This window comes from Alistipes sp. UBA1686 (assembly GCF_002320215.1).
Lineage (GTDB): Bacteria > Bacteroidota > Bacteroidia > Bacteroidales > Rikenellaceae > Alistipes > Alistipes onderdonkii.
Genome location: NZ_DCKA01000009.1, coordinates 149,968 through 163,506, shown reverse-complemented (window position 1 = coordinate 163,506; position 13,539 = coordinate 149,968). Strand labels below are relative to the sequence as shown.

Here is a 13,539-nt window from a genome sequence, read left to right as displayed (position 1 = left end):
CAGGGCGCACCCACGGGTAGCGCCCTCGTTTTTTTGAAAAATTTAAAATAATTACTACCTTTGAGGGATTTTGTGTTTAAACGAAAAACTATGGCTGGCAGCAAATGCATCGGCATTCTCACATCGGGAGGCGACGCCCCCGGCATGAATGCGGCAATACGTGCGGTAACCCGCAGCGCAATCTATAACGGCTTTACGGTAAAGGGTATCATGCGCGGATACAAAGGTCTCGTATACAACGAGATCGTAGAGTTCAAGTCCCAGAGCGTGAGCAACATCATCCAACTGGGCGGCACGATCCTCAAAACGGCGCGCAGCCAGGAGTTCACCACGGCCGAAGGACGTAAGGCGGCTTACGACAACATGGTCGCAGCCGGCATCAACGCGCTGGTGGTCATCGGCGGCGACGGCTCGCTGACAGGCGCAGGGATTTTCGCGCAGGAGTACAACGTGCCCATCGTCGGGCTTCCCGGGACGATCGACAACGACCTCGGGGGTACGGACTCGACGATCGGCTACGACACGGCGCTGAACACGATCGTGGAGGCGGTCGACAAACTGCGCGATACGGCATCGAGCCACGAGCGACTCTTCTTCGTCGAGGTCATGGGACATACGGCGGGTTACCTGGCGCTGAACAGCGCCATCGCCACGGGTTCCGAAGCGGCTATCATCCCCGAAATGGACACCGAGGTCGACCAGCTGGCCGAACTCATCAACCACGGCTTCCGCAAGAGCAAGAACTCGGCGATCGTCATCGTGGCAGAGAACCCCAAGACGGGCGGCGCCACGGCACTGGCCGAACGTGTCAAGAAGGAGTTCCCGCAGTACGACGCCCGCGTCACGATCCTGGGGCATATCCAGCGCGGCGGGTCACCGACGGCCGTAGACCGCATCCTCGCCTCGCGGATGGGCGAAGCAGCCATCGAGGCGTTCCTCGACGAACAGCGCAACGTGATGATCGGCATCCAGAACGGCAAGATCGCCTACGTCCCCTTCGCCAAGGCGACCATGCACAACAAGGGCATCGACCGCAATTCGCTCGATCTGGTAAAGATACTCTCCATATAATTTCACAACAGACAACCCCGAACTTACCGAATGAAACGTGTTATCGGAATCGGCAATGCCCTGACGGACATGCTGGTCAACCTGGAATCAGACTCCGTGCTGGGTCGCTTCAAACTCGCCAAAGGCTCGATGAGCCTCGTGGATACCAAACTGCAGACCGAAATCTCGAAATCCGTGGCAGGACTGCCCTACTCGCTCTCGCTCGGCGGTTCGGCCGGCAACACCATCCGCGCCATGGCCAAACTGGGCTGCCAGGTCGGGTTCATCGGCAAGGTCGGACAGGATACGACGGGCGACTTCTTCGTCCAGGCACTCGAAAACCTGGGCGTGGAACCCGTAATCTTCCGTGGCTCGAAACGTTCGGGCAAGTGCGTGTCGCTCATCTCGCCCGACGGCGAGCGGACAATGGTCACCTACCTCGGCGCGGCACTCGAACTGACCGCCGCGGAGATCGACCCGGCGATCTTCGACGGGTACGACTGCCTCTATATCGAAGGTTACATCGTCCAAGACCACGACCTGATCCGCAAGGCTGCCCGCACGGCCAAGGAGTGCGGACTGAAGGTCGCCATCGACCTGGCCAGTTTCAACATCGTGGCCGAAAACCTCGAATTCCTGCGTAACCTCGTCAGGGACTATGTCGACATCGTTTTCGCCAACGAGGACGAAGCCAAGACCTTCGCCTGCGAGGCGGAGCCGCTGAACGCCCTGCAATGCATCTCGGAGATGTGCGAACTGGCCGTGGTGAAGATCGGCATCAAGGGCGCCATGATCAAGCACGGCGACGAAGTGGTGCATGTCGGCATCCTGGCTGCGGCAAAACGCGTCGACACGACGGGCGCCGGGGATTTCTACGCCGCGGGGTTCCTCGCAGGGCTTTGCGAGAACCTCTCGCTGCGCCAGTGCGGCACGATCGGCGCCATCACGGCGGGCAAAGTCATCGAAGTCGTCGGGACTACCTTCGGCGAAGAGGCCTGGGAGGACATCTCGCGCCTGGTGAACAAGGTCAGGAACGAGAAATACCTGTTCTGACCCGGAAAATTGGAATAAAGAAAGCGGCCCGTAAGGCCGCTTTCTTTATTCCAAAGGCAGGAACCGACCGGCAACACCGGTAAAATCGGAATTTATTGTTATTTTTACGACACAAAACACCGGCGGCATGGACAAAATATGGACTTCGGCCAAAGTCAAAATCAGGAACCGGCTGGACTTTATCCATTACGGCCAGCGAATCGGCTACATCAATATCGTCGCGATCGTCATAGACCTCGCCATTTTGCTCTATTCGGCCATCGACTACCAAACGCTGATGCAAACCGGCAACCTGTTCCTTTTCCTGTTCCTGGTCTTTACGACCCTTATCTGGCAGACGATCTGTTTCGTAAAGGATTTCTACGCCTACACGCGTAAGACGGAGTATTACAACCTCCACGACATCTATCGGCACAAGACTCCGGAGGCAGCCGACGAGTTGGATGAGATTTATACCGCCGCCCCGATCGCCTTCCCGGGCACCGTATTGCGGCACAGCGACAACATAGACCGCTTATTGCAAGCAGACCGCCCCATCCATGCGATACTATGCACCGACAAGGAAAAGCGGGTATTGAAATACATAAAGAATTACCGGGACATCCTGCTGCCGTTCCTCAACGGCAAGTGGCACGAAATGAAGAACAGGAACGGCAGTTTTTACAACGAGCGCAAACTGTGCATGGCATCCGAATTCGGGGAAAGCGGCGGAGAATGGTACGTCCGGGTATGCAAAGGCTGTTACTACAACTCCTACCTGACGAACGTAATCTATACGAAAAAACTCTCCCACCAAAGCGGTTGGGGCATGACCCCTCCCGCGAACATCGCCAACTACCCGGTACGCCGGCTCGAAAAATCGGTCATGAGCGACCACATCGGCATTTCGACGCTGGCCGTCACAACCGACGGATATGTCATTATCCTCCACCAGAACGACAAGGCCCTCACTTCGACAGACCGCCTGACTCCTTCGGGATCGGGATCGGTCGACTTCAGCGATTTGCGTCCGGACTCCGATTTCAGGGAGACGCTGAAAGCCGCAGCCGAGAGGGAGCTGCGCGAAGAAACCAACCTCCCCGCAGGCCGGATCGGACACACGGAGGTCATCGGCTTTTACCGCGACCTGGGGCGCGGCGGGAAACCCGAGTTCTGCTGCCTGACCCGGCTAAACGCCAGCTCGTTCGAAATAGCCGAACTGGAACCCAGCTGCGAGGAACAGCGGGACGATTTCGAAACCTACCAGATACTGGGGGAAACGGGAGAATTGGACGGAAAAGATTTCGGGCGGTTTTCGGACATGGCGCTCAACCTCTCGCCCGGATGCGAAGAAGAGCACCCCTCATTGGCGCTCTACATGTGCTACATCATGCTTTGCCGCTATTTCGGCAAGGAAATCCCCGTACGCAATTAAAGCACAGCTCAATGGCCGGCACGGGAGAAAAGCCCCCGGCTGATCTCGTAACGCATACGAATCAGCCACAATGATTTACGGGGGGACATCGTCAGCGAAAGCAACAGCGTAGCCGCCCATTTCATACATTCCAGCACAACGGCCTTCGGATAACGGCGGTAGATGCCCGCCCGCAGGCGCTGGCTCACGCCGACGTTGTAGCAAAGGCGGCGGAAATAGTCCTCGGTAAGTTTCCCGGGCGGGATAATATGCCACATGACGGCATTGGGGACATACCAGCATGTCTCGCCGCCGCGTATCATGCGTTCGAAGAAATCGTTTTCCTCGCCACCGATCAGCATCCCTCCCACACGCCCCAGCGAGGGGTCGAACCCGCCGTATCGGGCGGTTGCGGAGCGGCGGAAAGCCATGTTGCCTCCCCCGGGAACACGGCCGACAGGAAAAGGCCGTACGGCATGGCCGAAATCCATCGGGTTGGCGACAGGCAGTTCGGTATATTTCGACATCCACGCCGGACGCCCCGAGACATACTCGGCAATGATGCGCCCCCCGGCCACGACGGCATCGGGATGTGCGTCGAAGAATTCGGCATACGCCCGGATAAACCCCGCATTGATACGTTCGTCGTCGTCGATGAAGGCCATATAGGGTGCCGAAGTTTCCGCTATCCCCCGGTTGCGGGCATAAGAAACCCCCGGGCCCGTTTCGGTCACCATGCGCAGGTTGAGCGCCGGATACCGTGCCGCGAAGGCTGCGAACCGGGCAGGCGTATCGTCCGTCGAATTGTTGTTCACCACCACGCATTCCCACTCCCCGGGGGGCATGTCCTGCCGCACGACGGATTCGAGCGCCGCGAGAAGCTGTCTGGCACGATTATGCGTTGGGATTATGAGCGAGAGGCGGATCATCGTGCGAATGTAGCAATTTATCCGTAAAAAACCGTTATATTTGCACAAATTATAAGCGATACGACTATGCACAATCTGTTTCGTACCCTTTTGCTGCCCATAGCGGCCATGTTTGCCGTGACGGCGGTCTCGGCGCAAAACGTAAGCTGGAAAAGCACCGTGGAGCACCTCGACGGCGACATGTACCGGATCGTACTCGAAGCCTCGATCCCCGCACCCTACCATATGTATGACATGGGGCCCTATGAAGGCGGGCCCAATGCCACAACGATCACCTTCACCGCGGGTGCCGGGGCTACGCTCGTGGGGGGCGTAGAGCAACTCTCCACTCCCGAGCGCCACTACGACAAGACCTTCGAGATGGAGATCGGCACCTTTGCCGGCAAGGCGCTATTCGCCCAGCGGGTGAAGCTCGCGGCCGAAAAGGCCGCCGTCATGGCCCAGCTGGAGTGGATGATCTGCGACGACACGAGCTGCATGCCGCCCGAGGATACGGAAATGACGATCGACCTGACGGCACAGGCCGGCGCAGCGACGGCATCGGCCGCCACGCCGCAGGATACGGCCCCAGCGGGAACTGCGGACAAGGCCGCCCTTGCGAAAGCCCCGGACAATGCCGACGGAGGCTCGGCACAGGCCGCAGCGGAACCTGCGCAGAAAGACGCCGCAGGCGGAGGCTCGCTGTGGGCGTTGATCATCGAGGCGATCCTGTGGGGTTTTGCAGCTTTGCTGACCCCCTGCGTATTCCCCATGGTGCCGATGACCGTATCGTTCTTCATGAAAAGCTCCGGCAGCCCCGCGATGGGACGTTTCCGCGCCGGCATGTACGGGTTCTTCATCGTCGCGCTTTACACGCTGCCGATAGCCGCAATCATCGTCATCACACGCATCGTCGGGGGCGATGCCGTGACGGCCGACATCTTCAACTGGCTGGCGACACACTGGCTGCCCAATATCCTTTTCTTCCTCGTATTCATGGTATTCGCCGCATCGTTCTTCGGAGCGTTCGAGATCACCATGCCTTCGTGGATGGTCAACAAAACCGACAGCAAAGCCGACTCGAAAGGCCTGGCCGGCATCTTCTTCATGGCCCTGACCCTCGTGCTGGTATCCTTCTCCTGCACGGGCCCGATCGTAGGTTCGGTGCTTATCAAATCGACGTCGGGCGAATTCTGGAGCCCGATCGTCACCATGCTGGCGTTTTCCGTCGCCTTCGCGCTTCCCTTCACCGTCTTCGCCTTCTTCCCGTCGATGCTCAAGAAGCTGCCCAAAAGCGGCGGATGGCTCAACTCGGTGAAGGTCGTGCTGGGATTCATCGAGGTTGCGCTCGGCATGAAGTTCCTCTCGGTCGCCGACCAGACCTACCACTGGGGGCTACTCGACCGCGAGATATACCTCGCCGTATGGATCGTGACCTTCTCGCTCCTGGGGCTCTATCTGCTGGGAAAAATCAAATTTGCGCATGACAGCGATACGCCCTATCTGGGCGTAGGCCGCCTGGCACTGGCCATCGTCACCTTCTCGTTCGTCGTATACCTGATCCCCGGCATGTGGGGCGCCCCGCTCAAAGGCCTCTCGGGCTACCTGCCGCCGCTGCATACGCAGGATTTCGTGATCGGGAAGGAAGCGCCGACCGCTTCGGGCACAGAAGCGCGCATGCTGCTGACCGTCGAGGGACAGAAACCCAAGCACAGCGATTTCCTGCACCTGCCCCACGGCCTCGAAGGATTCTTCGACCTGAAAGAAGCCGAGGCCTATGCCGCTAAGGTCGGCAAACCGCTCTTCATCGACTTCACGGGGCACGGGTGCGTCAACTGCCGCGAAATGGAAGCCCGCGTATGGGCAGACCCGCAGGTGCTCGACATCCTGCGCAACGACTACGTGATCGTGGCGCTCTACTCCGACGACAAAAAAGTGCTTCCCGAGAGCGACTGGGTAACGACCGACGCGGGAAAGGTGCTTAAAAGCCTCGGCAAGATAAACTCGTATTACGCCCTGAAAACCTACGGGGTAAATGCCCAGCCTTACTACGTGCTCCAGGGACGGAACGGGAAACAACTCGTGCCGCCGCGCGGGTACGACCTCAACGTCGACAATTTCGTGGGATTCCTCAAGAGCGGCGTCGAAGCCTACAACGCCCGAAAATAGGGGCTGCGACGACAAAAAAACAAGCACTGCGACAGCAAAAAAGCCTGCGACTTTCCGGTCGCAGGCTTTTTCACATCCACCGTCCGCACATCAGTCCGCGAACTCGTCGAACATCGTCGTACTCAGGTATTTCTCGGCACGGTCGGGGAAAACCACCACGATATTGCCCCGTTCGATGCGCTGCGCGGTGCGCACGGCCGCCAGCATCGCGGCGCCGCTGCTCATGCCGGCGAAGATCGCCTCCCTGGCGATGATCTCCCGCGCCATGGCGATCGCCTCTTCGCTCTCGACCATCTCCTGCATGTCGATCTGCGAAGGATCGTAAATGTCCGGAACGATAGCCTCCTCCATATTCTTCAATCCCTGGATATAATGGCCCCGTATGGGTTGCGCGCAGACGACCCTGATGTCGGGCTTCATCACCTTCAGGAACCGCGAAAGCCCCATCAGCGTCCCCGACGTGCCGATCGCACAGACCAGGTAGTCGATCCTGCCGCCTGTCTGCTGCCAGATTTCCAGTGCCGTAGACTGGTAATGCGCCAGGTAATTGCCCGCATTGGCAAACTGGTCGGGCATGAAATATTTGTCGGGGTCGCCGGCCACCTTGCTGCGGGCCAGGCGGATCGCCCCGTCGGTTCCCTCCTCAGCGGGCGTAAGGATCACCTTCGCACCATAGGAACGGATTATTTTACGCCGCTCGACCGACACGGCGCTGCTCATCACGATCTCCACGGGATATCCCTTGACGATGCCGACGATGGCCAGGCCGATGCCCGTATTGCCCGACGTCGGTTCGATGATCGTCTTGCCGGGCGTGAGGCGCCCGTCCTGTTCGGCCTCCTCGATCATCCGGAGCGCAATGCGGTCTTTGATGCTGCCCGTGGGGTTGAAACCTTCGAGTTTCGCATAGATATTGACGTTCGGGTTGGGGCAAAGCCGGTTGATCCGCACCATCGGGGTTCCCCCGATAGTACCCAAAATATTCTTTTTTACCATAAATCGACCTAATTAACCGCGTAAAGATAATCATTTCCCCGAAATAGCGGCAATCCGCCCGTCCGATTCCGCCCGAAAGCCGGCCGCCATCAAACGCAGGGGTGCCCGCACAACGAATGTGCAGGCACCCCAGTCCTCATCCGGAACGGTTATTTTTCCGGCTTCCCGTGTTCGTCGAAAGCGGCCTTGACCTCGGCCTCCTTCTTTGCGCGCTGCTCGGCATCGGGGGCTTCGCCCTCCTTGACCAGCTCATTCACTTTACGTTCGAAATTCTGCTCGCAGGGCGTGCAGGTCGTTTCTTTGTTTTCCATAGGTACGAATTTTGGCATATTACGTACGTTTCCCTGCAAAATGCACACCGGAATTGCCTCGGTTCGGATCTGCCGATTATATTTGTATACCTGAAACAAAATAATCATGAAAACCTGCAAACTACTCCTGCTCGCACTTTGCTGCGGATGCATCTCCGCATCCGCAGCCGGCAAGGCCGGCTCTGAGGCACCCCGCATCGTCAACATCGTCAACTTCATCCGCAATATCGAACCGCGCAGCGAAGAGATCACCGAAACGGTACTCTACGAAACCGTCGCACGGCAGGCGGCACAGCTCGCCGAATACGGTCTCCCGGCCACGTTCCTGCTGCAATACGACGCGCTGATCAATCCCCGCTACCGGAAATTGCTGACACAGGATGTCTATCCCGGCACCGAGGTGGGCGGCTGGTGGGAGATCACGCAGCCCCACGTGGAAGCCGCAGGGCTCAAGTGGCGCGGCCGCTACCCGTGGGACTGGCATGCCGACGTGGGCTTCGCAACGGGGTACACACCCGAAGAACGCCGCAAACTGGTGGACGTCTACATGGAAAAATTCAAAGAGATATTCGGCAAATACCCGACGGCCATCGGGTCATGGTTCATCGACGCCTATACGCTCGGGTACATGTACGACAAATACGGCATCGTCGCTTCGTGCAACTGCAAAGACCAGATAGGTACCGACGGCTACACGCTGTGGGGCGGCTACTGGAACCAGGCTTATTATCCCAGCCGGGTCAACGCCTACATGCCCGCACAGACCCGCGAGGGACAGATCCCCGTCCCCGTATTCCGCATGCTGGGCAGCGACCCGATCTACCAGTACGACAACTGCGTGGGCGGAGCCTTGCAGGGGGTGATCTCGCTGGAACCCGTCTACGGCGACAGCGGCGGCAGCCGCCAGTGGGTCGAGTGGTTCTTCCGGTCGATGTTCGAAGAACCCTGCCTCGCATTCGCCTACACCCAGGCCGGGCAGGAAAACTCCTTCACCTGGGGCAGTATGGAGAAGGGGCTCAACATCCAGATCCCGCTGCTGGCAAACCGTTTCCGCAAGGGCGAAATCCGTGTGGAGACGCTCACCCGGTCGGGCGAATGGTTCCGGGAGAATTTCCCGGTAACGCCCCCGACGGCCGTCACGGCACTGACCGACTACCGTGAAAAGGATCGTAAAACCGTATGGTACAACAGCCGTTACTACCGCACCAACCTGCTATGGGAGGGCGGCGCATTGTGCATCCGCGACATCCACATGTTCGATCAGCGGATGGAGTCGGACTACTACCGCAAAGCCGGCACCACCAACCAGTGCGTCTACACGACGCTGCCCGTCGTGGACGGCTGCATGTGGAGCACCCGGGAACAGCTGGCCGGGCTGCGGGTCATGCGGCGCACTGCCGACGGAAGTCTGGCCCAAGCGCAGGGCGGCACCCCCGCCGTAACGGAAAAGGGCAAGGGCAAATTACTCGTGGAGTGGCCGATGGACGACGGACGGAAGCTCACGATACTGCTTTCGGAAGAAGGGATGGAGATCGCCGTCCCCGGCAAAGGCCCCGACTGGATGCTGGAGCTGACCGCAGCACCCGGTGCAGCGTTGCCGTTCACGGCGTTCGGGGCAAGGCGGATCGCCGCAGTCCAAAAAGGGTTCGCCTACGCATTCGATTGTACGAAGGGCACCATTGCGACCGACGGCACCTCCGCGGGAAGCATATTCGTCCTGTATCCTTCAGACGGAAAGATCTCGCTGAAATTCAAATAACGGCGCAACGGTTTCACAAGCCGGCGGCCTGCCCCGGGATCGGGGCGGGCCGCCGGTGTTTAAAACCGTTCCGGGAATGCGGTATTCCCGCAAATTTTCGTTAGCTTTACGACATGGGAGCCGTCGCTAACCGACGTCGTCCGCACAATCATGAAAGTATGCAAATCACCTCTCCCGGAAAATTCACGGATCATCCGCTACCCCGACACCAATTATCGCGACTGCTTCCGCTGCCGCCTGCAAAATCCGGGAAAAGTATCCCCGAATCAGGTGATGGCGGCATTCTGGACGACCAGCCCGGCATGGCTGAAGTTTCTCTTCCGGCTACGCGACCTGCTGGTCAGGCCCTTCGGGCTGAAAACCGGGGAGGGAGCCCGCCGAGAAAAACTGGAAGAAGCCCTGAACAACGGCGAAAGCTGCGGTTTCATGTCCGTCGCCGAAAGGACGGCCGACGAAACGATCGTCGCCCTGGACGACAAACACCTGGTGGCCTACATGTCCATCTACATCGAAGGCGGCCAAGTCTTCGCGAGCACGGTCGTGAGATACCACAACAAACTGGGAGTGGTCTATTTCAACCTCATCCGTCCGTTCCACGTCCTCGTCGTGAAAAACCTCTTCAAACAGATGATGCGCGAACGCGGATTCTGACACGGGGTTATTCCCGCGTCACCCGTAAACACCGCCGGCCATGAAACCGAATGTCCTATTACTCGGAATACTGCTATTCCTGTCGCCGGCCGCCCTCGGAAATAACGCAGGCGACGATACGGATGCGCTGCTGATCGCCGCCACATATATCGGCGACGGGAACGGGACGATCTACCGCGGATACGGCACCAACCCGCTGGATGCGGCATATACGTTCAAAGACGACAGAATCTACAAAGGCGACGGCAGGTTCACCCTGTCGCTCGACGCCCTGTATACGATCAGAGACGGAAGAATTTTCGAGGGCAACAACACCTGGCCCTACGATGCCGCATACTCCATCGAAGGCGAGCGGATATACCGGGGCAACGCCACATTCGCCTCGTGGTTCGACGTGTTGTTTACGGTAAGGGACGGACAGTTTTACAAAGGGGACAGTTCGTTCATCCTCGACATAGCCTACACCGTCAGGGACGGCCGGGTTTACGAAGGTTGCGGGGAATTCGCAAATACGCTATTCGATGTGCTGTATACGATCGAATACGGGGGTTATTAAGCATCGGAGGAAATCCCGGGGCACGTAATTTACAGACCGGGCGCCGGAAATATACCGTGTATCCCGATCTTTCATGATCCCTGTTATTTATTACGGTTGGCAAAGGGGCGCCGCCCGTCGTGGCATCCTTGAACGAGCGTATTAACATCGTTTCATATTCACCGGGGAGTTCTTCTGCCAATTCTTTCCAGCAAATTATCAGGCGGTCACAGTCTTCCATCTGCCAGATATAGCAACCACCCCGGTGTCCTACGGGCTTTCCTTCACCAAATTGCATATACTGTTTTATCCGTCGGCGCAATGAACTTCCGGTCATTCCTATATAAAGAATATTTGTTCCCGTCACCCAATTGTTTTTCAACACGGTAATATCCACATTGGGATCCTTTCCCTTGAAAAAACCGCCGCGGCCTACCTCGGCAAATTCAGGGAAACTTATTTCTTTTCTGAGAACCAGATATACTCCTTTCGTCTGCGGAATACAGTCCACCTCCTTTTTAAGGGCCGCAACCGTTTTAAAACCCACAAATCCCCATGCCCTTGCATCTTCAAGCGTATTCATAAACAAAAGATTTTAGTACAGGCCCATAGTAAATCCGAACAGCCATTGGTTATCAATCAACTACATCCAATGCCAAACATAAAAACAGGGGTCGGATTTTTCAATCCGACCCTTTGGTAGCGGGAGGAGGACTCGAACTCGGAATGTTTAAGCCTATATTTCAATGAATTATACTAGCTCCTCTGTTAAAAAGTATTCCAACAAGTATTGTTTATTCAATATTTGAACTGATTAAATCCACCATTTCAGCAGATACCCGAAGAATATTTTATATAAAATTCGTACCATAGCCATTACGTTGTTTCATTCCACAAACCAACTGTACTCCTTCTCTCCCGCCAGCGCCTTTGCCAGTCCGTCTGCAAATACCGCAGCATTGCGGCTCCTCGTTAGGAACGAATCGATATAACTCGACTTGTTGGCTCCAGTAAAGAGGTTGAACACCCGCCATAGGTCTATCTCTCCTTGCTTGTCGCAGGCAAATGCCGGGTCGTTGTAATAGGCCCTTGCAATGGTGTTCAGATGGCAGTCCGTGAATTCGAACTCCGGGAGCAGTTTCCGCTGTGGCGGTGGCAGAAACTGGTATAACCTCGCCTTGCCTACCAGCTGTGCGAACTGACTCTCCGACATCGTACAGTCGAGCAATGCCCGCATCCGCTCCAGATGGCGTTTGGCATTGTAGCTTACCACCAGTTCGGTAATCTTCGCCGTCAGCTCCTGCGTATTTGTCACCCGTATCTCTTCGGCCACACCGTCCGTAGCCACACACATATTGCAGCACACCATGTTTTTGAAGCCGATAAAGACCTTGAACTTCTCGAAGCCTTTCTTGCTGTACAGGTTCTCTTGGTTATAGGCTCTGACACCCCCTATCGTAAGGTTCAGCCTGCATCCGTCGATGGTTTCCGTGACAGAGGGGATTTCGATGCAGAACATCATCCGCTCGTAATAAATCGTCTTGTCTGCATCCGTAAGTTCGTGCACCGCCTTGTGGATGGCTTCGGGAGTCCCGCCCTTGACGATATGGCTCACCCGGATTTCGGGATTGTCTACCGTATCTCCTCTGAACATCCGTTGCGCACACTCCCACATGGTTTCGATGAACTGGTTATGGGAGATGGTCACCTCGTTGTCTTTGGAGAATACCGGGGTAATACAGTCGTTCTTGAGGTGGTAAAGGCTGACTTGTTTGGTATTGGCCTCGATGAAAGGCTTGCGTGGCTGTTCTTCGGGAGTTTCCCGAAACGGGGATTCTTCATCCTCACCGAACGAGGGAGAGGAAATAATCGGCTGCACATCGTCCTTCGCATCTTCAACGGGTACAAAGGGCAGCAGGTGGTGCTGGTTATCGGGCTGCATTGCCCGCCGGATAGCTGCTTCCATAACTTACAGGGGTTGGGGTTTGACATTGGTTGCACCAGTCGAGAATCTGTGTCCCGACTTGGCTGGTAATGGGAAATTCCGGTTTCCCGGCGAACAGTTCCGTACGGTCTTTGGATGCCGTGGCATAGTGCTTCATGTTCACGTCGAAGACGATGGTGAACTCATAGTCCACGTTGTCACGTTGCACAGCCTTCAACCCTACTTTCTCCGGAATCATCTTCCCGTTACGCTCGTTAAGCACGTACTCCTGTTTGCTGCGCATGGTACAGATGACATGGCACGAGGAATTGAGGATACGCTGGATAAAGGCGTTCTGACGCGGCGTGACCTTGGCCCAGTTGGCAAAGGAGTTGCCTTGCAGATTGGCGTGGAAATCCAGCAGGTAATCCCAGCAATGCGAGATACTGTCGATGATGATTACTTCCATGCCCGCACTTTCGCAGATACCGATGGCATCGATGTATTTCTCCGGGTTGTAGGGTTCCGAGAGGGAAAGTACGTTGTAGGCTCCCAGATGGGCATAGAGGTCTGCACTGCCGTTCTCGGTATCGATAACGGCGATTTTCGTCCAGTCGGAAGCCATACCGCAGGCCAGCAGCAGGCTGGAATAGGTCTTGCCCGAACCCGATGCCCCTTGCAGGGCCAGCCGCATCTTGGCTGCCCGGCGTTGTGAATGTCGTAATTGCATAGATAAATGGTTATTTGATATGGGAATGATTGTAGTGCGGTGATAAAAAGCAAGGCTGCT

General features: G+C 56.9%; 13 protein-coding genes. 7 read left to right on the top strand and 6 right to left on the bottom strand.

All coding sequences use genetic code 11. The features are described from left to right. Positions 1-90: 90 nt before the first annotated feature. The 3 genes from pfkA to B3C38_RS02995 all read left to right on the top strand — a co-directional run bounded on the left by pfkA (position 91) and on the right by B3C38_RS02995 (position 3,517). Entirely contained in the window at positions 91-1,071 is a 981-nt protein-coding gene (gene pfkA / locus B3C38_RS03005) for a 6-phosphofructokinase (protein ID WP_022331801.1), read from the top strand. Positions 1,072-1,101: 30 nt separating this feature from the next. Continuing rightward, positions 1,102-2,103 carry an adenosine kinase gene (locus B3C38_RS03000; protein ID WP_022331800.1) on the top strand — a complete coding sequence of 334 codons (1,002 nt, stop codon included), beginning with the start codon at positions 1,102-1,104 and terminating at the stop codon, positions 2,101-2,103. Between the two features lie 127 nt (positions 2,104-2,230). Further along, positions 2,231-3,517, top strand: coding sequence for an NUDIX hydrolase (locus B3C38_RS02995; RefSeq protein WP_022331799.1), 1,287 nt, complete (start codon positions 2,231-2,233; stop codon positions 3,515-3,517). Positions 3,518-3,525: 8 nt separating this feature from the next. Here the strand turns inward: B3C38_RS02995 and B3C38_RS02990 are convergent, their stop codons facing one another. After that, on the bottom strand, positions 3,526-4,425 hold the full coding sequence (locus B3C38_RS02990; RefSeq protein ID WP_286725197.1) for a glycosyltransferase family 2 protein: 900 nt from the start codon (positions 4,423-4,425) through the stop codon (positions 3,526-3,528). 66 nt (positions 4,426-4,491) lie between these two features. Between B3C38_RS02990 and B3C38_RS02985 the strand changes: the two genes are divergently transcribed. Beyond that, positions 4,492-6,573: a protein-disulfide reductase DsbD family protein gene (locus B3C38_RS02985; protein WP_286725195.1), complete on the top strand. Its 2,082-nt coding sequence runs from the start codon at positions 4,492-4,494 to the stop codon at positions 6,571-6,573. Positions 6,574-6,663: 90 nt separating this feature from the next. Here the strand turns inward: B3C38_RS02985 and B3C38_RS02980 are convergent, their stop codons facing one another. After that, positions 6,664-7,569: a PLP-dependent cysteine synthase family protein gene (locus tag B3C38_RS02980; protein WP_018696617.1), complete on the bottom strand. Its 906-nt coding sequence runs from the start codon at positions 7,567-7,569 to the stop codon at positions 6,664-6,666. 149 nt (positions 7,570-7,718) lie between these two features. Beyond that, a complete protein-coding gene (locus B3C38_RS02975) occupies positions 7,719-7,880 on the bottom strand; it encodes a hypothetical protein (protein WP_022331793.1) in 162 nt (53 codons plus the stop codon). A 106-nt stretch (positions 7,881-7,986) separates the two neighbouring features. Between B3C38_RS02975 and B3C38_RS02970 the strand changes: the two genes are divergently transcribed. The 3 genes from B3C38_RS02970 to B3C38_RS02960 all read left to right on the top strand — a co-directional run bounded on the left by B3C38_RS02970 (position 7,987) and on the right by B3C38_RS02960 (position 10,846). After that, on the top strand, positions 7,987-9,639 hold the full coding sequence (locus B3C38_RS02970; protein ID WP_286725191.1) for a hypothetical protein: 1,653 nt from the start codon (positions 7,987-7,989) through the stop codon (positions 9,637-9,639). A gap of 150 nt (positions 9,640-9,789) precedes the next feature. Further along, a complete protein-coding gene (locus B3C38_RS02965) occupies positions 9,790-10,290 on the top strand; it encodes a DUF2867 domain-containing protein (RefSeq protein WP_286725188.1) in 501 nt (166 codons plus the stop codon). A gap of 40 nt (positions 10,291-10,330) precedes the next feature. Beyond that, positions 10,331-10,846, top strand: coding sequence for a hypothetical protein (locus tag B3C38_RS02960; protein WP_286725185.1), 516 nt, complete (start codon positions 10,331-10,333; stop codon positions 10,844-10,846). Here the strand turns inward: B3C38_RS02960 and B3C38_RS02955 are convergent. The 3 genes from B3C38_RS02955 to B3C38_RS02945 all read right to left on the bottom strand — a co-directional run bounded on the left by B3C38_RS02955 (position 10,758) and on the right by B3C38_RS02945 (position 13,479). Next, complete coding sequence (locus B3C38_RS02955; RefSeq protein ID WP_286725183.1) at positions 10,758-11,408, bottom strand: hypothetical protein; 651 nt, start codon at positions 11,406-11,408, stop codon at positions 10,758-10,760. The two genes, B3C38_RS02960 and B3C38_RS02955, sit on opposite strands and share 89 nt — an antisense overlap. 303 nt (positions 11,409-11,711) lie before the next feature. Continuing rightward, positions 11,712-12,791, bottom strand: coding sequence for a DUF3871 family protein (locus B3C38_RS02950; RefSeq protein WP_256166212.1), 1,080 nt, complete (start codon positions 12,789-12,791; stop codon positions 11,712-11,714). Further along, positions 12,754-13,479, bottom strand: coding sequence for an ATP-binding protein (locus B3C38_RS02945; RefSeq protein ID WP_256166211.1), 726 nt, complete (start codon positions 13,477-13,479; stop codon positions 12,754-12,756). The genes B3C38_RS02950 and B3C38_RS02945 overlap by 38 nt, the downstream gene beginning before the upstream one ends. Positions 13,480-13,539 lie beyond the last annotated feature (60 nt).